The organism is Piscinibacter sp. PDB1-1, from assembly GCF_056675995.1.
Window position 1 is genome coordinate 1,913,261 of record NZ_JBWVZJ010000001.1, and the last position, 21,683, is coordinate 1,934,943.

Here is a 21,683-nt window from a genome sequence, read left to right on the forward strand (position 1 = left end):
CGCGTCACTTCTGGACCTGAACCAGCGCGGATTCGACGCCCACGCCGTCCAGTCGTTCTTTCATCTGTGCGGCGTCGTCCTTCTTGTCGTAAGGACCCAGCCGCACGCGGTAGACCGTGCGGCCGGACTGCTCGCGTTCCGTGACCTTGGCCGCCCAGCCCGACATCGCCAGCTTGGCGCGTTGGGCTTCGGCGTCTTCGGGCCGGGCGAACGCGCCGGCTTGCACAAAGTAGGTGAACGCATCGGAGCCCGGTTTCGTGGACACGGGCGGCGGCTCGTTCGCCGGTTTGCCCGCGAGGATGGCCGCTGGATCGGGCTTGGCGCCGGGGGCGGCACCCGCATTTGCTGCCGGGGGCGGCAAGGTCGGTGGCACCGCGGGCGGCGGCGGCGCGACCACGCCACTGGCCATCGAGGTAGGCGGGCGCGGGGCCGACGTCTTGCCGTAGAGCGAACTGTTCGGGTCCCAGTTCTTGTTCTTCTCGACCTCGGCAGCGTCTTGCTCGGCGGTGCGCTGCGGCACCTTGTTGATGAAGGGCACCGGCACCTTGGCGATGTACAGCGCCACGCCCAGGGCGAGTGCCAGCCCGACGAGCAGGCCGACGATCAGCCCGATGACGAAATTGCCGTACTGGCGGCGTGGGCTGTTGCGCGGGCTGTTCCGAGGCGTCTTCTTCATTCGGTCTCCATCACATCTTGTCGGGGGCACTCACGCCGAGCAGCGCGAGGGCGTTGCGCAACACCTGCCGCGTGGCGGCGAGCAGGGCCAGGCGGGCGGCGGTCAGTTCAGCGTTGTCGTCGATCAGGAATCGCTCGGCGGCATAGTAGCTGTGGAACGCGGAGGCCACGTCGCGCAGGTAGAAGGCCACGTCGTGCGGCGCCAGATCGGCGGCGGCGTGGCTCAGCATCTCGGGGTACTCGCCGAGCTTGAGCATGAGCGCGGCCTCGCTGGGCGCGGTCAGCAAGCTGAGGTTGGCGTCGCGCAGGTCTGCCGAATTGGAGGTCAGCGCAGGCCGCTGCGCCAGCACCGAGTTGATGCGGGCATGCGCGTACTGCACATAGAACACCGGGTTCTCGTCGTTCTGCTTGAGCGCGAGGTCGACGTCGAAGGTGAACTCGGTGTCGGCCTTGCGGCTGATCAGGAAGAAGCGCACCGCGTCCTTGCTGGTCCAGTCGATCAGGTCGCGCAGCGTCACGTAGCTGCCGGCGCGCTTGCTGATCTTCACCTCGGCGCCGCCACGCATCACGCGCACCATGGTGTTGAGCACATAGTCGGGGTAGCCGGCCGGGATGCCCATGTCGGCCGCCTGCAGGCCGGCGCGCACGCGGGCGATGGTGCCGTGGTGGTCGGTGCCCTGTACGTTGATGACCTTGGTGAAGCCGCGCTCGAACTTGTTGAGATGGTAGGCAACGTCGGGCACGAAGTAGGTGTAGGTGCCGTCGGACTTGCGCATCACGCGGTCCTTGTCGTCACCGTAGTCGGTGCTGCGCAGCCACAGCGCGCCGTCCTTCTCGTAGGTCTTGCCGTTGGCGACCAGGCGTGCCACGGTCTGCTCGACGCGGCCGGTGGTGTACAGGCTCGATTCGAGAAAGTAATGGTCGAAGCGCAGGCCGAAGGCTTGCAGATCCAGATCCTGCTCGTGGCGCAGGTAGGCCACGGCGAACTGGCGGATGCCGTCCAGGTCGTTCGCCTCACCCGAGGCGGTGAATTCGCGGTCGTCGGCCTTGACCGTCTTCTTCGCCATGAAGTCGTCGGCGATATCCTGGATGTAGTCGCCGTTGTAGGCGGACTCGGGCCAATCGGCGTCGCCGGGCTTGAGGCCCTGAATGCGCGAGTGGGTCGAGGTGGTGAGCGTGGCGATCTGCACGCCAGCATCGTTGTAATAGAACTCGCGCTGCACCTTCCAGCCCTGGGTCTGGAACAGGTGGCAGATCGCGTCGCCCAGCGCGGCCTGGCGCGCGTGGCCCACGTGCAGCGGGCCGGTGGGGTTGGCCGACACGAACTCGACCATCACCTGCTGGCCAGGCTGCGGCGGCTGATGACCGAAGCGTTCGCCGGCGTCGAGCACGGCCGACACGATGGCCTGCTTGGCCGCCGCCTTCAAGCGCAAATTGATGAAGCCGGGGCCGGCGATCTCCATCGCCTCGACCCATTGCTGCACCGCGGCGCGGCGCGACAGGGCGTCGACCAGGGCCTGCGCGAGTTCGCGCGGGTTCTTCTTGAGGGGTTTGGCGAGTTGCATCGCCGCAGTGCAGGCGAGGTCGCCGTGGGCCGCCTGCTTGGGCAATTCGAAGGCCGCGGCGGGCGTGTTCTCGGGGCTGAGTTCGGCGAGAGATTCCTGCAGCGCGCGCAGCAAATCCTGTTTGGCTTGGATCATCGGCAGATTCTAAGTGGCGCACTCCGAGCCATCAGGGGATGCACCTAGACGCGGATTGGGCCTGCTTTTCGTGCGCTATTTGGCGTGCGAGGGCCTTGCGGGCGTGCCAAGATGGCATCTCCCATGTCGTCGTCGCCCCCCTTCAGCCCCAGTTCATTCGGCGCCCAGCCGCTGCCGGCGCAGATTGGCAAGTACCCGGTGCTGCGCCGCCTGGGCGAGGGTGCGACCAGCGAAGTCTTCCTGGCGCGCGACGACTTCCATCAGCGCGACGTGGCCATCAAGCGCGTGCGGGCCGGGGCCACCAACGACCCCACCGACGGTCGCTACTTCGAGCGCTTCTTCGCCGCCGAAGCCTCGCTGGTGGGGCGCCTGAAGCACCCGAACGTGGTGCAGATCTACGACGCGGTGGTCAATCCCGACGAGTCGTACCTGGTGATGGAGTACGTGGCCGGCAACACGCTGCGCCCCTATTGCCGCGCCGACCAGTTGCTGCCGCTCGAACTCATCGTGGAAATCGGCTTCAAGTGCGCGATGGCGCTGGGCTACGTGTACCGCCAGGGCCTGATCCACCGAGACGTGAAGCCGGCCAACCTGCTGGCGGTGATCCACAACGGCAACATCACCGACGTGAAGATCAGCGACTTCGGCAGCGCACTGAACATGGCGTCGGAGACCACGCAAGTGCACCGCGTCGGCTCGCTGGCCTACATGTCGCCCGAGCAGCTCGACGGCGGCACGCTCGATTGCCGCGCCGACATGTACTCGCTCGGCGCCGTGCTCTACCACCTGATCGCCGGGCGGCCGATGTTCGACTCGACCTCGCAGTCGGCCATGATGAACCAGATCTACACCGCAGAGCCCACGAGGCTCTCGACGCTGCGCTCGGGGGTGAATGCGAGCGTCGACTGCGCGATCCTCGGGGCCATCGCCAAGCGCCCCGAAGACCGTTACCCGACCTGGGACGACTTTGCGCAGGCGCTCTCCGGCCTTATCACCAACCAGCAGGTGCCGCGCGGGCAGTTGCAGGGCGTGCTCGATTCGGAGCGCTTCAACCTGCTGCGCTCGCTGGAGTTCTTCTCGAACTTCGGCGACGTGGAGCTATGGGAGGTGGTGCACCGCGCCAAGTGGCAGCGCTTTCCGTTCGGGCATGCGCTGTACACCAAGGGCGAAGAGGGCAACACCTTCCACATCATTGCGCAGGGCGAGGTCGAGGTGTACCGCGATGGCGAGAAGGTTGCGCAACTCGGCTCCGGCACCTCGGTGGGCGAGATGGCCTACCTGGCGCCGAGCCCCGAGCTGCGCCGCCACAGCACCAACGTGGTGGTCACCGACCCGGCGACCACGATCTCGTTCACGCCCGAAACACTGGCCCAGGTCAGCCCCAACTGCCGGCACCTGTTCGACGAAGCCTTCATCCGCGTGCTGGTGCGCAGGCTGCATGCCGCGCACGAAGCCATCGCGCACCCGCGGCGCATTCTCTGATCGCAGGCTGAATCTGTCGGCGCCGCTGCATGCCGCGGCGTTGAGCACTTGCTGGCGGCTTGGCGTGATGCTTCAATCCGACCCGGCGCAGTCACCCCCTCACACTCACTGGAAGGATGCCTCCATGAAACACCTGATCAGCGTTCTGGCACTCGCGGCCGTGGCTTTCGCAGGCTCGGCCCAGGCTGCCGACCCCGCCGCGTCTGCTCCCAAGGCGAACACGGCGCAGCAAGAGAAGATGAAGAGCTGCAATGCCAACGCCGGTGACAAGAAAGGCGACGAGCGCAAGGACTACATGAAGAAGTGTTTGTCGGCCAACGCCACGCCCTCGCAGCAGGAGAAGATGAAGAGCTGCAACAAGGATGCTGGCGAGAAGAAGGGCGACGAGCGCAAGGCGTTCATGAAGACCTGCCTGTCTAGCAAACCAGCTTGATAGGGGCCCCCCAGTCGCTTTCGCTCCTGCCACCGGGGGGCGCCGCCCAGAGGACCGGCAAAGCCGGTTCCTCGGGCGTTGTTTGAGGGGCACTTCGCTTCGCTGGTGCTAGTGGGCGCGGTCGTCAGCTCTTTTGCTGCCAATAGGATGCATCGCCGTACTGCTGCTTGAGGTAGTCGACCCACAAGCGCACGCGCAGCGGCAGGTGCTTGCGTTGCGTGAACATCGCGTAGATGCCGTTGGGCGGGGCGGCGTAGTCGGCCAGCACGCTCACCAGTTCGCCGCTGGCGAGCTGGCCTTCTACCTCCCACATCGAGCGCCAGGCCAGCCCCAGGCCGGCGAGGCACCAGTCGTGCAGCACCTGGCCATCGTTGCAGTCGAGCCGGCCGTTCAGGCGCATGTGCGTCGCCTCGCCGCCGATGGTGAAAGCCCAGCCGCGGGTCTGGCTGGCGTCGCTGCTGAGGATCAGGCAGTCGTGGTGGGTCAGCTCGTGCGGGTGCGTCGGGGTGCCTGCGCGCGCCAGGTATTCCGGCGTGGCCACGCACACGCGCCGGTTGTCGGCCAGGCGCACGCTGATGAGGCTGCTGTCGGGCAGGTCGCCCACGCGCACCGCGCAGTCGAAGCCCTCATTGACGATGTCGACCAGACGGTCGGAAAGGTTCAGCGACACGTTCACATCCGGATGCTGGGCCACGAAGGCCGGCACCAGCGGTGCCACGTGCCGCCGCCCGAAGCCGGCGGGTGCGGTGATGCGCAGGTAGCCGCTGGCCTTCACGCCGCCGGCGCTGACGCTGGCCTCGGCATTGGCCAGGTCGGCCAGCAGGCGCTGGCAGTCTTCGAGAAAGGCGCTGCCTTCATGGGTGAGGGTGATCCGCCGGGTGGTGCGCAGCAACAGTTTCACGCCCAGGCGTTCTTCGAGCGCGTCGATGCGGCGCCCCACCACGGCGGGGGCGATGTCCTCGGCCGCCGCGGCGGCGGTCAGGCTCCCCTTGGCCGCCACGGTCACGAAGGACTCGATCTGCTTGAGTTTGTCCATGACGCTAGATTACCTGCATCAAAGTTCCGAATCTTTGCCTTCTCGGGTACTTAATAAACGCCCACCCATCGAATAGATTCATGCTTTCGCGCGGGCGCGCGCATTGCCCGCACCTGCCCGACCCTCCATTCCTGAACCACAAGGCCTTCTCCAATGACCGCACGCACCACCGTCCACAGCCTGCAAGTCGCCAACGTGCTGCATCGCTTCGTCGAAGACGACGTCCTGCCCGGCCTTGGCATCGACAGCGCCCACTTCTGGAAAGGTTTCGACGCCATCGTGCGCGACCTCGCCCCGAAGAACATCGCCCTGCTGGCCGAGCGCGACCGCCTGCAGATCGAGATGGACACCTGGCACCAGGCCAACCCGGGCCCCATCACGAACATGAAGGCCTATCGCAAGCACCTGGAGAAGATCGGCTACCTGGTGCCGCAGCCCAAGAAGGCCAAGGCCACGACCAAGAACGTCGACGCCGAGCTGGCCCTGCAGGCCGGCCCGCAGCTGGTGGTGCCCATCCTCAACGCCCGCTACGCGCTCAACGCCGCCAACGCCCGCTGGGGCTCGCTGTACGACGCGCTGTACGGCACCGACGCCATCTCCGAAGCCGGTGGCGCCACGCGCGCCGGCGCCTACAACCCGGTGCGCGGCGCCAAGGTCATCGAGTACGCGCGCTACGTGCTCGACCGCACCGCGCCGCTGAAGAAGGGCTCGCACATCGACTCCGTCAACTACCACGTGGTGGGCGGCAAGCTGCGCGTGGAACTCAAGGACGGCAGCACCAGCTCGCTCGAAGACAACGGCCAGTTCGCGGGCTACCAGGGCGACGCGCTGGCGCCGTCATCGGTGCTGCTGCAGCACAACGGCCTGCACCTCGACATCCGCATCGACCGCAACACCCCGATCGGCTCGACCGACCCGGCCGGTGTGTGCGACCTGGTGCTCGAAGCCGCGCTCTCGACCATCCTCGACCTCGAAGATTCGGTCGCCGCGGTGGATGCCGAAGACAAGGTGCTGGCCTACAGCAACTGGCTGGGCATCCTCAAGGGCACGCTGACCGAAGCGGTGAGCAAGGGTGGCAAGACCTTCACCCGCGGCCTCAACGCCGACCGCGTCTACACCAGCCCCAAGGGCAAGGAAGTGGCCCTGCACGGCCGCTCGCTGATGTTCGTCCGCAATGTCGGCCACCTGATGACCAACCCGGCCATCCTCTACACCGGCAAGGACGGCAAGGAGCGCGAGATCCCCGAAGGGATCATGGACGCGGTGATCACCACCACCATCGCGCTGTACGACCTCGCCCGCACGAGCAAGAAGGGCGTGATCAAGAACTCGCGCACCGGCTCGGTCTATATCGTGAAGCCGAAGATGCACGGTCCGGCCGAAGTGGCCTTCGCGGCCGAGATCTTCACGCGCGTGGAGAAGCTGCTCAAGCTGCCCGACAGCACCGTCAAGCTCGGCATCATGGACGAGGAGCGCCGCACCAGTGTGAACCTCAAGGCCTGCATTGCCGCGGCCGCCTCGCGCGTGGCCTTCATCAACACCGGCTTCCTCGACCGCACCGGCGACGAGATGCACACCGCCATGCTGGCCGGCCCGATGATGCGCAAGGGCGACATGAAGAGCAGCGCCTGGATCCAGGCCTATGAGAAGAGCAACGTGCTGGTCGGCCTGGGCATGGGCCTGCGCGGCCGCGCCCAGATCGGCAAGGGCATGTGGGCCATGCCCGACCTGATGGCCGCCATGCTCGAGCAGAAGATCGTGCACCCGCGCGCCGGCGCCAACACTGCCTGGGTGCCCTCACCCACCGCCGCCACGCTGCATGCGCTGCACTACCACCAGGTCAAGGTGGCCGATGTGCAGAAGCAACTCGAAAAGACCGACGCCGATGCCGCCCGCGAATCCCTGCTCAAGGGCCTGCTGCAGGTGCCGGTGGTCAAGGAAGCCACCTGGACGCCGGCCGAACGCCAGCAGGAGCTCGACAACAACGTGCAGGGCATCCTCGGCTACGTCGTGCGCTGGGTCGACCAGGGCGTGGGCTGCTCCAAGGTACCCGACATCCACAACGTGGGCCTGATGGAAGATCGCGCCACGCTGCGCATCAGCAGCCAGCACATAGCCAACTGGCTGCACCACGGCGTGGTGACCGAGAAGCAGGTCAAGGAGACGTTCGAGCGCATGGCTGCAGTGGTTGACAAGCAGAACGCCGGCGACCCGGTCTACAAGAAGATGGCCGGCAACTTCAAGACCTCGGCCGCCTACCAGGCCGCGCTGGATCTGGTCTTCGAGGGCAAGGAGCAACCGAGCGGCTACACCGAGCCGCTGCTGCACGCCTGGCGCCTGAAGGTGAAGGCGGCCGCGCGGTGAGCGGTCTTCGCGTGAGGTAAACGACGGCGCCTGCGGGCGCCGTTTTTCGTGGCGGATTGCCGCTCAGTGCGGCGTGCCTCGCGGCCGGTTGCGTGCGAGGTGCCACACCTGCAGGACATGCACCTCGCTGCCACGCACGCGGTAGGTGACGAGGTAGTTCCTGTGCACGACGAGTTCGCGCGTGTCCTGATACGCCCCGACGCGCCCCAGCAGAGGGAACGTCTCCAACCGCGCCACCTTCTCTGCAACGGCGCGCACGAACGCCTCGCCGGCAGTGGGCTTGTCGAGGGCGATACGGTCGGACAGGCGATTCAGGTCCGCCAAGGCGCGGCGCGTCCAGCGAACTTTCACTTCCCGCGTTGCCGGCGCGCCGGCTTGGTGGCTGCGCCGCGTGCGACAGGCTTGCCGGCGCGTCGGCCAAGCGCTTCGGCCACTTCCTCGTCGGACGCGAACTCACCCTGGTCGGCTGCCTGGACGGCAAGCTTCAGGTCTTCGATCTGCGGAATACGGGCATCCAGGTACGTACTCAGAGCTTCCATGGCGACGTAGCTTCGGCTTCGGCCGGTGAGCTCGGCGTACGCCTCCATTCGGTCCTTGAGCTCGTTGGGCAGGCGCAGACTGACCTGGGCATCCTTCGGGCTTGTGGGCATGGTGCGGCTCCTGCAATGTCTGACACTGTGATGCAGTGTATTACATTGAATCACGTCGAGCGCCCCGACCAAGCACTCCCGCACTGGCCGCTGCGGCCTGCTTCTTGCACACTGCGCTGGCATGAAGACGCTCCTGATCCGCCACGCCCGCCTGCTCGTCACCATGGACGACGCACGGCGCGAGATCGCCGATGGCGCGGTCTTCGTGCGCGGACATGCCATCGAGGCCGTCGGCCCGAGCAGCGCGTTGCCCATCACGGCCGATGAAGTGATCGACGCGCGCGACCAGATCGTGATCCCCGGCCTGGTCAACACCCACCACCACATGTACCAGACGCTGACGCGCGCGCTCCCCGCCGCGCAGGACAGCGAGCTCTTCGGCTGGCTGCGCGCGCTCTACCCGGTGTGGGCCGGGCTCACGCCGGAAATGGTGCACACCTCCACGCAGACGGCGATGGCCGAGCTGCTGCTCTCGGGCTGCACCACCACCAGCGACCACTTCTACATCTACCCCAACGGCGTGACGCTCGACGACTCCATCGAAGCCGCCGCCGAGATCGGCATGCGCTTCCACGCCGCACGCGGCTCGATGAGCGTGGGCCAGTCGCAAGGCGGCCTGCCGCCCGACCGCGTGGTCGAGCGCGAAGACGCCATCTTGAAAGACACGCAGCGTCTGATCGAGCGCTGGCACAACCCGGGGCGATTTGCGATGCAGCGCATCGTGGTCGCGCCGTGCTCGCCCTTCTCGGTGAGCCGCGAGTTGATGCGCGATGCCGCCCTGCTCGCACGCCAGCACCGCGTGTCGCTGCACACCCACCTGGCCGAGAACGACAACGACATCGCCTACACGCGCGAGAAGTTCAATTGCACGCCGGCCGAGTACGCCGAGCAACTGGGCTGGCTGGGCCGCGACGTGTGGTGCGCGCACTGTGTGAAGCTCGATGCGGCCGGCATCGCGCTGTTCGCCAAAACGGGCACCGGCGTCGCCCACTGCCCCTGCTCCAACATGCGCCTGGCTTCGGGCATCGCGCCCATCCGTGCGATGCGCGACGCCGGCGTGCCGGTGGCGATCGGCGTGGACGGCAGCGCCTCCAATGACAGCGGCCACATGCTGGCCGAGGTGCGCCAGGCCATGCTGCTGCAGCGCGTGGCCTACGGGGCCGAGAAGGGGCCGTCGTCGATGGGTGCGCGCGAGGCGCTGGAAATCGCCACGCGCGGCGGCGCGCAGGTGCTCAACCGCGACGACATCGGCGCGCTCGCGCCCGGCATGGCGGCCGACATCGTGACCGTGCCGCTCGACGACATCGGCATGGCAGGCGCACTGCACGACCCACTGGCCGCGCTGCTGTTCTGCCACGTGCCGCGCGTGCGACACAGCATCGTCAACGGACGGGTGGTGGTGCGCGACGGGCAGATCACCACGCTCGACCTGCCGCGGCTGGTGGAGCGGCACAACCGACTCGCTCGCGACCTGGCCGATGCAGTCTGAGGGTCGACGAGCACGACCGCCCGCAGGTCGCTAAAGTCGCGCGATGCCGTCGACCGACCCGCACCCACACAGCCTGCCCAGCCTGAACGAACGCCACGGCCCGAACTACCGCTGGTGGGTGCTGATCACGGTGATGGTCGGCACGATGGCGTCGATCATGGCTTCGACCATCGTCAATGTGGCGCTGCCCGACATGAGCCATGTCTTTGCGCTCGGCCAGGAGCGCGCGCAGTGGCTGTCGGCGGGCTTCATGGCGGCGGTCACGGTCTCCATGCTCGTCACGCCGTGGTTGCTGGGCCGTTTCGGCTACCGCCGCACCTACTTCGGCGCGGTGCTGTTGTTGCTCCTCGGCGGCATCAGCGGCGGTCTGGGCCGCAGCTTCGAGTGGGTGCTGGCGATGCGCGTGGTCGAGGGGCTGGCGGCCGGCGTGATGCAGCCAATACCGCCGGTGATCATCCTGCACATCTTCGGCCAGAAGGAGCAGGGCAAGGCCATGGGCATCTTCGGCTTCGGCGTGGTGCTGGCACCCGCGCTCGGGCCGACCATTGGCGGCGTGCTGGTCGAGCACTTCGGCTGGCGCTCGATCTTCTTCGTGGTGGTGCCGTTCTGCCTGGCGGCGTTCGCGCTCGGCCTGCGCTACTTGCCGCACAGTTCGCCCGGGGCCGGTCGCGTGAACGAAGGCGCCCGGCGCTTCGATTTCATCGGCCTGGCCTTGCTGTCGGTCGCTGTGGTCAGCGGCATGAACGGGCTGGTGGAGCTGCATGCGCCCTCGGCCATGACCTATGCACTGCTGGCGATGTGCGTCGTCACCACGGGCATCTTCATCTGGCGCCAGCGGCATGCCGCGCACCCGCTGATGGAGTTCAAGCTCTTCGACCTGCGGGCCTTCCGCATGGGCGGTTGCGTGGCGTTCATCTACGGCATGGCGCTGTTCGGCTCCACCTACCTGGTGCCGGTGTTCATGCAGATCGCACTCAAGCTGCCGCCCTCGCAGGCTGGCGCGGTGCTGCTGCCGGCAGGGATCGTGCTCGCCTTCGTGCTGCCCATCGCCGGCCGCCTCGCCGACCGCTACCCCTTCAACGTGCTGGTGGCAACCGGCATCGCGCTGCTCACGCTGTCGTTCTGGTTGATGGCTTTCGTGGGCCTGGGCACCTCGCTGTGGGTGATCGCGGCGTTCGCGGTCATCGGCCGCATCGGCCTGGGCACGGTGTTGCCTTCGCTCAACCTGGGCGCTGTGCGGCGCCTGCCGATGCACCACCTGGCGCATGGCTCCAGCACCATCAACTTCCTGCGCCAACTCGGCGGGGCGGTCGGCGTGAGCCTGGCCGGCATCGTGCTCGAGTGGCGCCTGCAAGTGCACGCCGATGCACCTTTGCGCGCCTTCCACGAGACCTTCGTGCTGCTGGGTGCCATCTGCGCGCTGGCGGTCGTGGCCGGCTGGCGCATGCAGCCGCGCGGTAGCTCGGCCGCCAAGCCGCGCGACGAAGCGCCGGCCAGCGAGCACCAGCCGACCGACATCACCTGACACCCTGGGGTTTGCCCAGGTTGGACTTCGCCGTCGACTCGGCGGATGCTGCGATTCGGCCTTGTGCTGAGTCCATCGCTGCGCGGGCCCTTCCGACAAAGGAGACACCAACGTGAGCACCAGCCTGAAGATCAACGGCAAGACGATGACCGTCAAAGCCGAACCCGATACGCCCCTGCTGTGGGTGATCCGAGACGAGATCGGCCTGACCGGCACCAAGTTCGGTTGCGGCATGTCGCTGTGCGGCGCCTGCACCGTGCACCTCGACGGCCAGCCCGTGCGCTCCTGCCAGACGCCGTTGTCGGCCGCGGCCGGCAAGTCGGTCGCCACCATCGAAAGCCTGCCGCGCAACAACAGCCACCCGCTGCAAAAGGCGTGGATTGCGCACGACGTGCCGCAGTGCGGCTACTGCCAGAGCGGCCAGTTGATGAGCGCCGCGGCGCTGCTCAAGAACAACAAGAACCCGAGCGATGCCGACATCGACGCCGCAATGAGCGGCAACATCTGCCGCTGTGGCACCTACCCGCGCATCCGCGCCGCGATCAAGACCGCGGCCGCCGAGCTGCGCAAGGCATGAGGAAGGAGACCGCCATGAGCACTTCCACCTCGTCTTCCTCCAAGTCCACCGGCGTGCGCCTCAACCGGCGCGGCTTCCTGCAAGGCTCGGCCATCGCCAGCGGCGGGCTGATGCTGGGCGTGAACATCGGCGGCATGGGCCAGGCCCTGGCCGCCGGCACGGTGTACACGCCGAACGCCTGGGTGCATATCGCCGACGACAACACCATCACCCTGCTGTCGGCCCGTTCCGAAATGGGACAGGGCGTGTACACCTCGATGCCCATGCTCATTGCCGAAGAGCTGAACGTCGACATCAAGCAGATCAAGGTGGCCATCGCGCCGCCCAACGGCAAGATCTACGGCAACGCCCTGCTCGGCGGCCCGCAGCTCACCGGCGGCTCGACCTCGGTGCGCGATGGCTGGGACAAGCTGCGCGTGGCGGGTGCCCAGGTGCGCGAGATGCTCGTCAGCGCCGCTGCGCTGAAATGGAACATTCCTGAATCCGACCTGCGTGCCGAGAACGGCATGGTGCTGGGCCCCAAGGGCAAGAAGGCCACCTACGGCCAGCTGGCCGAAGAGGCTTCGCACCTGCCAGTGCCGCAGAGCCCGAAGCTCAAGGACCCGAAGGACTTCCGCATCGTCGGCAAGCCCACCAAGCGGCTCGACACCCCCGCCAAGACCAATGGCACGGCCGAGTTCGGCATCGACGTAAAGGTGCCGGGCATGGTCTACGCGGCGCTCGAGCAGTGCCCGGTGATCGGCGGCACGGTCAAGAGCTTCGACGCCAGCGCGGCCAAGAAGATGCCCGGCGTGATCGACGTGGTGCAGATCCCCGACGGCGTGGCGGTGGTGGCCGACACCTGGTGGCACGCCAACAAGGCTCGCACGGGAATCAAGGTCGAGTGGGACGAAGGCGCGGGCGCCAAGCTCACCGAGAAGACCATGCTCGACAGCATCAAGGCCGCGGCCGTGGACAGCAAGGCCGCACCGCTCGAGTTGCCCAAGGCCGGCGACGCCGATGCGGCGATCAAGGGCGCCGCGAAGGTCTTCAAGGCCGAGTACACGATGCCGCTGCTCTCGCACTCGCCGCTGGAGCCGATGAACTTCACCGCCTGGTACCACGACAACCGGGTCGACCTGATCGGGCCCACGCAGTGGCAGGACGCCGCCGCCGGCACCGTGGCCAAGGTGTGCGGCGTGCCGCCCGAGAACGTGTCGCTGCGCACCACCTTCCTGGGCGGCGGCTTCGGGCGTCGCATCGACATCGACTTCATCATCCAGGCCGCGCAGATCAGCAAGGCGGTGGGCAAGCCGGTCAAGCTCGTGTGGACGCGTGAAGACGACATGACGCACGACTTCTACCGGCCGCAGTCGGTGCACCACCTGGCCGCGGCCCTTGGTGACGATGGCAAACCGACGGCGATGAGCTTCCGGCTCACCAGCCAGTCCGTCACCGGCCGCGTGTTCGGCCTGCCCGGCACCGTGCAGGATCCGCTGATGACCGAAGCAGCCATGGCGGCCTACGAGATCCCGGCCACGCGGCACGACATCGTGAAGCACGACGCCGGCCTGCGCGTGGGCTACTGGCGCTCGGTGAGCCACATGCTCAACGCGTTCGCCAACGAGACCTTCATCGACGAGCTGGCCGCCAATGCCAAGGCCGACCCGTATGCCTACCGGCTGTCGCTGCTGCCGAACAAGCCGCGCTTCGCCAACGTGCTCAAGCTCGCGGCCGAGAAGTCGGGCTGGGGCAGCACGCCACCGGCCGGCCGCACCCGCGGCATCGCGCTGATGGAGGGCTACGACACCTACATGGCGATGGTGGCCGAGATCTCGCTCGACAAGAACAACGAGGTCCGCGTGCACAAGGTGACCACCGTGGCCGACCTCGGCCGCATGGTCAACCCCGACACCGTGGAGGCGCAGATCCAGTCCAGCGTCGTGTTCGGCCTCACCGCGGCACTGTGGGGCGAGATCACGCTCGACAAGGGCCGCGTGCAACAGACCAACTTCCACCAGTACCGGCTGATGCGCATGCACGAGGCGCCGGAGTTCGTGACGGTGCTGGTGCCCAGCACCGAAAAGCCCGGCGGCGTGGGCGAGCCGGGCACGGCGCTCATCGGCCCGGCGGTGGGCAACGCGATCTTCGCGGCCACCGGCAAGCGGTTGCGCAAGATGCCGTTCTCGCCGGAGAACATTGCCGCGGCGTGAGGGTGCTGTGAGGTGATGGCAACGGCCGCCTTTGAGTGGCCGTTGTCCGTTCTCACTCCGTTGAGCCTGAAGTATCGAGGGCTCGCTCCTTTTGTGGCGCTTCGCGTGGCTTGTTCTTCGTACTTCGCGCGGGTGCGCCGGGAGTCCGCCCCGGCGGGCGGGTCACTTTCATTTGTCGCGCCAAATGAAAGTAACCAAAGCAAAGGCGCTCTCATTTGGCCGAACTGCGTGGCGGCTAGACGCGACTTGTCTTTGCCATGCCACCGCGAGCCGCCGAACACCTGCTGCGATTTCTTCGCCACTCGTCTCGCTGCGCATCGGCATGCTCGGGCGCGAGCGCAGCGACGCGCCGTGCCGGTTGGCCCTTCGGACGAGCTGAGCAGCGCAGGGCTTGGTGGGCGCGCGCGCAGCGCGCATCCACAACTGACTTGGGGCAGATGTTTGAGCGCAGTCGCCGCAGGCGACGGAGCGAGTTTCTGCCCCGCCCACCAAGACCGAGCAGCGCAAGACAGCCCTCGCGCAGCGAGGGCCGAGGAGGCAGGGTCGCTTTCTTTGCCCCCTTTCTTTGTCGACACAAAGAAAGGGGGTCGGCCGCCGGGCCGAACACCCGGCGCGGCCTCACGCAGTGAACAAGCCATGCGAAGAGCGGCACGCGCCTTCGATACCTCAGGCCGAGCGGACTGAGACGCACGAGCCGGTCGAGCGGCCCGTCGCGTGCGGGCAATCAACCCGACGAAGTAACCGGGATCGTCACTTCGGCCGGATCGAATCCGCCACGCCCTGGATGAACGCCTTGATCTTCGTCACATCCTCAGGCTTGAGGCGCCCCGTGAAGTCGGGCATGCCGCGCTCCTTGGCGGCGCCATGGAACACGTAGGCATCGAGGTTGTTGATGATGTCGGGGTGCGCGTAGCCCAGGTTCGGGATGTTGCCGCCCCGGTCGACGCCCGGCACGCCGTGGCACAGCACGCAGCTCGCCACATACAGGCCCTGGCCCTCGGGCACGTCCTTCGGGTCATAGGGCACGCCCTTCACCAGCGCGTTCATCTGCACCTGCGCGAATGCCGGCAGCGGCGCCTTGCCGCCCACCGCGAAGGTGTAGACCGTGCCGGGGCCGACCTTCTCGCTGGCGCGCGAGGAGACGCCATACGAGCCGCCCCAGCCCACCGCGATCGACACGTACTGCTTGCCGTCGACGAGATAGGTCGACGGCGCGGCGATCACGCCGGTGCCGGTGGGGGACTCCCACAGCTTCTCGCCCGTCTTGGCGTTGAAGGCCATGAAGCGCCCGTCTGCCGTGCCCTGGAACACGAGGTTGCCGGCGGTGGCGAGCGTGCCGCCATTCCACGGCGAGACATGCTCATGCCGCCACGCCTCTTTCTGCGCCACCGGGTCCCAGGCCACCAGGCGACCGAAGGGCTTGCTGGTGGCCGGCACCGGGTTGATGAAGGTGCCGGTGTTCCAGCCCTGGTTGGACCCCGGTTCGCCCGGCGTCATCTGGTTCATCTTCCAGTTCTTGTTGTCCATCAGCGAGAGCGGGATGTTCTGCGCCGGCAGGTACACGAGGCCGGTGGCGGGGCTGTACGACATCGGGTGCCAGTTGTGCGCGCCCAGCGGGCCGGGGATGGCGTCGTAGGGTTTGTCGAGCGTGCGGGCGATGGGGGTTTCGATTGGGCGGCCCTTGGCGTCGTAGCCGGTGGCCCAGTTCACGTCGACGAAGTTCTTGGCCGAGATGAACTTGCCGGTGGCGCGGTCGATCACGAAGAAGAAGCCGTTCTTCGGTGCGTGCAGGATCACCTTGCGCGGCTTGCCGCCGACCTTGATGTCGGCCAGGATCATCGGCTGCGTGGAGGTGTAGTCCCAGTTGTCGCCCGGCGTCTCCTGGTAGTGCCACACGTACCGGCCGGTGTCGGGGTTGATGGCCACGATGGAGGCGAGGAAGAGGTTGTCGCCGCCGCCCGGGCTGCGCCGCGCACGCGACCACGGCGAGCCGTTGCCGGTGCCGATGTACATCAGGTTCAGCTCGGGGTCGAAGGTGATGCTGTCCCACACCGTGCCGCCGCCGCCCGCCTCCCAGTACTTGGCGCTCGGGTCCCAGGTCTTGGCAGCGCGGGCCAGCTCGGGTGTTTCGTACGGCTTGGCCGGGTCGCCGGGCACGGTGTAGAAGCGCCAGAGCTGCTTGCCAGTCTCGGCGTCGTAGGCGGTGATGTAGCCGCGAACGCCGTACTCGGCGCCGCCGTTGCCGATGATCACGCGGCCCTTGTAGACGCGCGGCGCACCGGTGATGGTGTAGGGCCGCCTGCGGTCGATGGAGGTGTCCTGCTCCCAGGCCACCTTGCCGGTGGCGGCGTCGAGCGCGATCAGGCGCGCATCGAACGAACCCACGTAGACCTTGCCGCGGTAGACCGCCACGCCACGGTTGACCACGTCGCAGCAGCCGTTCACGCCCACCGAGCGCGGCACCTTGGGGTCGTAGGTCCAGAGGCGCCTGCCGGTGCGCACGTCGACCGCATGCACCACGCTCCAGGAGGCGGTGACGTACATGATTCCATCGACCACCAGCGGCGTGGACTCGACACCGCGCGTCGACTCCAGGCTGTAGCTCCAGACGAGGCCCAGATCCTTCACGTTCGATTCAGTGATCTGCTTGAGCTGGCTGAAGCGCGTCTCGGCGTAGTCGAGCCCGTAGCTCGGCCAGTCTTTGGAGCTCGCCTTGTTGGCGCGCATGCCGGCGGCGTCGACGCTCGCGGTGGCCGCGCGGATGTGCGCCTCGGAGCCCTTGGTCGAGGCTTGCGCGCAGACCGGGGCTTGAAGGCACAACAGGCCAGCCGCGGCCAGCGCGGCAATCCATGGTTTGCTCATGTGGGTCTCCAGGTTTGTGTTGTGGGCGTCGCACGAGCGAGCCACCCGACACCGGTGTCGAGACAGGTGTGCCGGGCCATCATCTGGAGATCGCCGGGTGCCCACAACAAGGTGTTTTCCCGCAGGCAGCGCAGCATGCTGCGCCAGGCTGACACAGCCGCCGCGTGCCGTTTCGCACCGCGGCACACGAGGGCCCGGCGGTATGCTTGCCCCCCTATGAACCTGCCTTTCTCCGAGCTGCCCGCGCGCTGCGATGTGCTGATCGTGGGCGCCGGCCCGGCCGGGGCCTCAGCCGCCACGGTGCTGGCGCGCGCCGGTGTCGATGTGGTGCTGATCGACCACAAGACTTTCCCGCGCGAAAAGATCTGCGGCGATGGCCTGATCCCCGACGCGCACGCCGCGCTCGCGCGGCTGGGCGTGCTCGACGAAGTGATGTCGCACGCGCAGCCGGCGCAGCACGTGGCCTGCATCGGCCCGAGCGGGCGCCGCATCGACGTGCCGGGCACTGTGGCCGTGCTGCCGCGCCGCGAGCTCGACGAGATCGTCTGCCGCAACGCCGTGCGCGCCGGGGCGCGCATGCATGCACCAGTGCAGTTCGAGTCGCCCTTGCGCGAGGCCGATGGCCGCGTGTGCGGCGTTCGCGTCTCGCACGGCAGCGGGGCCGAGCAGGCCACGCACGAGATCCGCGCCGATTGGGTGCTGCTCGCCACCGGTGCCTCGCCCCAGGCACTGAAGGCCGCCGACATGTGCGAGACCCAGGCGCCTTCGGCCGTGGCGCTGCGCACCTATGTGAAGAACGACGCCATGGTGGGCCGCATCAAGGCGCTCGAAGTGGTCTGGCACCGCAAGCTGCGCCCCGGCTACGGCTGGATCTTTCCGTGCCGCGACGGTGTCTTCAACATCGGCGCGGGTGTGTTCGACAACGGCAGGCACGACACGAACCTCAAGCAGGTGTTCAAGAGCTTCTGCGAAACCTACGCCCCCGCCCGCGAGCTGATGGCCGGTGGCACGCAGCTCGGCGGCCTGAAGGGTGCGCCGCTGCGCTGCACGCTGAAAGGCGCTCGCTACAGCGCCCCCGGCATGCTGGTGACGGGCGAGGCGGCGGGCAGCACCTACGCCTTCACCGGTGAAGGCATCGGCAAGGCATTGGAGACCGGCATGCTCGCCGCCGACGCCGTCCTGCGCGGCCGCGCCGACTCGCTCGCCGACGACACCGTGCGCGCCCACTACGAGGCCGGGCTGCATGCGCTCAAGCCGCGCTTCGCGCTCTACGAGAAGGCCAATCGAGTCAACGCCCACCCGTGGCTGGCCGACCTGGTGATCTGGCGCGCGAGCAAGAGCGAACGCATCATGCGGCGCGTGAGCGGCGTCCTCAACGAAACGGCCAACCCGGGCCAGTTGTTCAGCTTCAAGGGCGTTCGACGCCTGTTCACCGAGTAGCACGAACCATGAAGACGCGCACCCGCCCGAGGGGGCCGCTGCTCCGAAGCCGCGGTCGACGCGGCGCGCCGGGGGGCTGACATGTGCCAGCTCCTGGGCATGAACGCCAACACGCCGACGGATCTGGTGTTCAGCTTCACGGGCTTCTCCAGGCGCGCCGAGGAGCACAAGGACGGCTTCGGCATCGCCTTCTTCGAAGACGCCGGCGTGCGTCTGTTCGTCGATGCACAAAGCGCCGCGCTCTCGCCGGTGGCCGACATGGTTCGCAACTACCCGATCCGCAGCGCCAACGTCATCGCCCACATCCGCAAGGCCACGCAGGGGCGCATCGCCTTGCAGAACACCCACCCGTTCCAGCGCGAGCTGTGGGGCCGGTACTGGGTGTTTGCGCACAACGGCGACCTGAAAGGCTTCAAGCCGCGCCTGCACGGCGCCTTCCGCCCGGTGGGCGACACCGACAGCGAGCACGCCTTCTGCTGGCTGATGCAGGAGCTGGCCAAGGCGCATGCGGGCGTGCCCTCGATCGCCGAACTCACGGCCACACTGAACGAGCTCGCCCCGCGCGCGGCCGCGCACGGCACCTTCAACTTCATGCTGAGCAACGGCCAGGCGCTGTGGGCGCACTGCTCGACCAAGCTGCACTACATCGTGCGGCAGCACCCGTTTCGCAGCGCGCGCCTGCACGACGAAGACATGAGCGTCGACTTCGCGAGCCTCACCACCCCACACGACCGCGTGGCCGTCGTCGTGACCGAGCCGCTCACCACCGACGAAGCCTGGCACCCGCTCGCGCCGGGCGAGTTGAAGGTGTTCGTGGACGGCGCCCCGGTCGCTATGCCCTGATCCCGGGGGGCAGCGGCAGGCACGGGCTTGCGGCAAGATCGGCGCTGGCATCCACCACCCATCCGCCACCATGCCCTACCAGCCGCCGGCCCAGCGCTTCGATGTGTTCTACCCCTACGAGGCGCTGACCCGGCTGTTGCTGGACTACGCCGACGCCTATCCGCACCTCGTGCAGGTGGCTTCCATCGGCAAGAGCCATGAGGGCCGCGACATCTGGGTGGCCACGCTCACGAACACCGCCACCGGTGCGGCCGACGACAAGCCCGGCTTCTGGGCCGACGGCAACATCCACGCCGCCGAACTCACCGCGAGCACCGCGGTGCTGTACTACCTGCAGCAGCTCGTCGAGGGCCACGGCCATGACCGCGACATCACGCACCTGCTCGACACCCGAGTGATCTACCTCTGCCCGCGCCTCAACCCCGACGGCGCCGAGCTGGCACTGGCCGAGCGGCCGCGGCACATCCGCTCGTCCACCCGGCCGTATCCGTTCGACGAAGCGCCGGTCGACGGCCTGACCATGGAAGACGTAGATGGCGACGGCCGCGTGCTCTTCATGCGCATCCCCGACCCGGCCGGCACCTACAAGAAGCACGACCAAGAGCCGCGGCTGATGGTGCCGCGCGAGCCGGGCGAGTTCGGTGGCGAGTACTACCGCGTGATCCCGGAAGGCACGCTCACCAACTTCGACGGGCTCACCGTCAAGGTGAACAAGGATCTCGAAGGCCTGGACCTCAACCGCAACTTTCCGAGTGGCTGGCGACAGGAGCACGAGCAGATGGGCGCTGGCCCCTACCCGACCAGCGAGCCCGAGGTGCGCGCGATGGTCGACTTCATCGTCAAGCACCCCAACATCGGCGCGGCCATCAGCTACCACACGCACAGCGGCGTGATCCTGCGGCCCATGGGCACGCAGAGCGATGACGACATGACGCCCGAAGACCTGTGGGCCTACAAGCAGTTCAGCGCGCTGGGCGAGAAGCACACCGGCTACCCGGCCATCAGCATCTGGCACGAGTTCAAGTACCACCCCAAGCAGGTGATCACCGGCACGCAGGACTGGGTCTACGAGCATCTGGGAGCGCTGTTCTGGGTGGTGGAGATCTGGTCGCCCAACAAGGAAGCCGGCATCACCGAGTACAAGTGGATCGACTGGTACCGCGAGCACCCGGTCGAAGACGACCTGAAGCTGCTGAAGTGGAGCGACGAGCACTGCGGCGGCCAGGCGCATGTGGAGTGGAAGCCCTTCCAGCACCCGCAACTCGGCGCGGTCGAGATCGGCGGCTGGGACAAGATGAACTACTGGCGCAACCCGCCACCGCACCTGCGCGAGCGCGAGGCCGCACGCTTTCCGAAGTGGATGACGCAGATCGGGCTCAGCCTGCCCAGGCTCGAGGTGCTGCGCACCGAGGTGCGCGCGCTCGGCCCCGACACCTGGCGCGTGCGCTTCGCGGTGTGCAACAGCGGCTGGCTGCCCGCCTACGTGTGCAAGCGCGCTCTGGAACGCAAGACGGTGCGTGGCCTGGTGTTCGAGATCCACCTGCCACCGGGTGACGCGAGCATCTCGCTGGTGAGCGGCAAGCCGCGCACCGAAGGCCCGCACCTCGAAGGCCATGCCCCCAAGGGCTCGCTGCAGGCGTTCCTGCCCAACAGCGACATCACCGCCGACCGTGCGGTCGTCGAGTGGGTGGTGCGTGCGCCCAAGGGAACGCACCTCGCGCTGAGTGCGCGCGCCGACCGCGCGGGGGCGGTCAAGGCGGAAGTGACGCTCGACTGAGGCAGCCGCGCGCGTCAGCCAAGCGGCACGCCGTGCGCGGCTGCCAGAGCCTGCGGCGACAGGTGGTACTCGAGCACCATCAGGCCGCTGGCGAACGATTGCGCGCGGGCGAGCACCATCTTGCGCAGGCCGAGGTCAGGCGGCGCGAATGACCGGCCGCGCCCGAGCAGCAGCGGCAGCACGCGCAGGCGCAGAACGTCCACCTCGCCGGCACGCAGCAGGGCGTCGCTCAGGCTCAGGCTGCCCCAGACGATCAGGTGGCCGGTGTAGCGTTGCCGCAGGTCTCGCACGGCGGCCACGGCGTCGCCCCGCAGGACCTGCGCCGCATCGTCCGGCCCCCAGGGGGCCGAGCCCAGCGTCGAGGAGACGACGAACTTCGGCAGTTGGCTGATCGGCCCGGCCACTGGCTCGGCCACCGGGTCGGCACGAGGCCAGTAGGCCGCGAACATGCGGTAGGTCTTGGCGCCGAGCACGATGGCCTCGACTTCGGACAGCATGCGCAGCTGCTCGGTGTCGGCGTCGTTGATCCAGTTCGCGTTGACGAAGAAGTCGATGCTGCCGTTCGCATCTTCGGCATAGCCGTCGGCGCTGACGATCTGTTCGACGATGACCTGGCCCATGTGCGTGCTCCTGCGTTG

Annotated in this window: 17 protein-coding genes; 10 read left to right on the top strand and 7 right to left on the bottom strand. The window is 67.7% G+C overall.

Annotation, left to right across the window (positions count from 1 at the left end; all coding sequences use genetic code 11):
* Nucleotides 1-4: 4 nt before the first annotated feature.
* Entirely contained in the window at nucleotides 5-676 is a 672-nt protein-coding gene (locus AC1KAR_RS08925; protein ID WP_480316604.1) for an SPOR domain-containing protein, read from the bottom strand.
* A 10-nt stretch (nucleotides 677-686) separates the two neighbouring features.
* Nucleotides 687-2,375: an arginine--tRNA ligase gene (gene argS / locus AC1KAR_RS08930; protein ID WP_480316606.1), complete on the bottom strand. Its 1,689-nt coding sequence runs from the start codon at nucleotides 2,373-2,375 to the stop codon at nucleotides 687-689.
* 123 nt (nucleotides 2,376-2,498) lie between these two features.
* Here argS and AC1KAR_RS08935 point away from each other — a divergent pair, with 123 nt between their 5' ends.
* Nucleotides 2,499-3,857, top strand: coding sequence for a serine/threonine-protein kinase (locus tag AC1KAR_RS08935; RefSeq protein WP_480316608.1), 1,359 nt, complete (start codon nucleotides 2,499-2,501; stop codon nucleotides 3,855-3,857).
* A 124-nt stretch (nucleotides 3,858-3,981) separates the two neighbouring features.
* A complete protein-coding gene (locus tag AC1KAR_RS08940; RefSeq protein ID WP_480316610.1) occupies nucleotides 3,982-4,290 on the top strand; it encodes a PsiF family protein in 309 nt (102 codons plus the stop codon).
* Nucleotides 4,291-4,414: 124 nt separating this feature from the next.
* Here AC1KAR_RS08940 and AC1KAR_RS08945 read toward each other — a convergent pair whose 3' ends face one another.
* The gene (locus AC1KAR_RS08945) at nucleotides 4,415-5,326 is read right to left on the bottom strand and encodes a LysR family transcriptional regulator (protein WP_480316612.1); all 912 of its coding nucleotides are present in this window, start codon (nucleotides 5,324-5,326) and stop codon (nucleotides 4,415-4,417) included.
* 153 nt (nucleotides 5,327-5,479) lie between these two features.
* Here AC1KAR_RS08945 and AC1KAR_RS08950 point away from each other — a divergent pair, with 153 nt between their 5' ends.
* Nucleotides 5,480-7,690, top strand: coding sequence for a malate synthase G (locus tag AC1KAR_RS08950; RefSeq protein WP_480316614.1), 2,211 nt, complete (start codon nucleotides 5,480-5,482; stop codon nucleotides 7,688-7,690).
* A gap of 63 nt (nucleotides 7,691-7,753) precedes the next feature.
* Here AC1KAR_RS08950 and AC1KAR_RS08955 read toward each other — a convergent pair whose 3' ends face one another.
* Both AC1KAR_RS08955 and AC1KAR_RS08960 read right to left on the bottom strand, forming a co-directional pair.
* Nucleotides 7,754-8,041, bottom strand: coding sequence for a type II toxin-antitoxin system RelE/ParE family toxin (locus AC1KAR_RS08955; RefSeq protein ID WP_480316616.1), 288 nt, complete (start codon nucleotides 8,039-8,041; stop codon nucleotides 7,754-7,756).
* A complete protein-coding gene (locus AC1KAR_RS08960) occupies nucleotides 8,038-8,340 on the bottom strand; it encodes a CopG family ribbon-helix-helix protein (RefSeq protein WP_480316618.1) in 303 nt (100 codons plus the stop codon). The genes AC1KAR_RS08955 and AC1KAR_RS08960 overlap by 4 nt, the downstream gene beginning before the upstream one ends.
* 121 nt (nucleotides 8,341-8,461) lie before the next feature.
* On the opposite strand from AC1KAR_RS08960, the gene AC1KAR_RS08965 reads away from it, so the two are divergent.
* The 4 genes from AC1KAR_RS08965 to AC1KAR_RS08980 all read left to right on the top strand — a co-directional run bounded on the left by AC1KAR_RS08965 (nucleotide 8,462) and on the right by AC1KAR_RS08980 (nucleotide 14,123).
* Nucleotides 8,462-9,829 (top strand): 8-oxoguanine deaminase, encoded by a 1,368-nt coding sequence (locus AC1KAR_RS08965; protein WP_480316620.1) that lies wholly within the window; start codon nucleotides 8,462-8,464, stop codon nucleotides 9,827-9,829.
* A 43-nt stretch (nucleotides 9,830-9,872) separates the two neighbouring features.
* Complete coding sequence (locus AC1KAR_RS08970) at nucleotides 9,873-11,354, top strand: DHA2 family efflux MFS transporter permease subunit (protein ID WP_480316622.1); 1,482 nt, start codon at nucleotides 9,873-9,875, stop codon at nucleotides 11,352-11,354.
* Nucleotides 11,355-11,466: 112 nt separating this feature from the next.
* Complete coding sequence (locus tag AC1KAR_RS08975; protein ID WP_480316624.1) at nucleotides 11,467-11,931, top strand: (2Fe-2S)-binding protein; 465 nt, start codon at nucleotides 11,467-11,469, stop codon at nucleotides 11,929-11,931.
* 14 nt (nucleotides 11,932-11,945) lie between these two features.
* The gene (locus AC1KAR_RS08980; protein WP_480316626.1) at nucleotides 11,946-14,123 is read left to right on the top strand and encodes a xanthine dehydrogenase family protein molybdopterin-binding subunit; all 2,178 of its coding nucleotides are present in this window, start codon (nucleotides 11,946-11,948) and stop codon (nucleotides 14,121-14,123) included.
* A 750-nt stretch (nucleotides 14,124-14,873) separates the two neighbouring features.
* Here the strand turns inward: AC1KAR_RS08980 and AC1KAR_RS08985 are convergent.
* Nucleotides 14,874-16,985 carry a PQQ-dependent dehydrogenase, methanol/ethanol family gene (locus tag AC1KAR_RS08985; RefSeq protein WP_480316628.1) on the bottom strand — a complete coding sequence of 704 codons (2,112 nt, stop codon included), beginning with the start codon at nucleotides 16,983-16,985 and terminating at the stop codon, nucleotides 14,874-14,876.
* Nucleotides 16,986-17,201: 216 nt separating this feature from the next.
* Here AC1KAR_RS08985 and AC1KAR_RS08990 point away from each other — a divergent pair, with 216 nt between their 5' ends.
* The 3 genes from AC1KAR_RS08990 to AC1KAR_RS09000 all read left to right on the top strand — a co-directional run bounded on the left by AC1KAR_RS08990 (nucleotide 17,202) and on the right by AC1KAR_RS09000 (nucleotide 21,045).
* The gene (locus tag AC1KAR_RS08990) at nucleotides 17,202-18,425 is read left to right on the top strand and encodes an NAD(P)/FAD-dependent oxidoreductase (RefSeq protein ID WP_480316630.1); all 1,224 of its coding nucleotides are present in this window, start codon (nucleotides 17,202-17,204) and stop codon (nucleotides 18,423-18,425) included.
* Between the two features lie 81 nt (nucleotides 18,426-18,506).
* Nucleotides 18,507-19,268: a class II glutamine amidotransferase gene (locus AC1KAR_RS08995; RefSeq protein WP_480316632.1), complete on the top strand. Its 762-nt coding sequence runs from the start codon at nucleotides 18,507-18,509 to the stop codon at nucleotides 19,266-19,268.
* A gap of 70 nt (nucleotides 19,269-19,338) precedes the next feature.
* Entirely contained in the window at nucleotides 19,339-21,045 is a 1,707-nt protein-coding gene (locus AC1KAR_RS09000) for a M14 family metallopeptidase (protein ID WP_480316634.1), read from the top strand.
* A gap of 14 nt (nucleotides 21,046-21,059) precedes the next feature.
* Here AC1KAR_RS09000 and AC1KAR_RS09005 read toward each other — a convergent pair whose 3' ends face one another.
* Nucleotides 21,060-21,665, bottom strand: coding sequence for a dihydrofolate reductase family protein (locus AC1KAR_RS09005; RefSeq protein WP_480316636.1), 606 nt, complete (start codon nucleotides 21,663-21,665; stop codon nucleotides 21,060-21,062).
* Nucleotides 21,666-21,683: the final 18 nt, after the last annotated feature.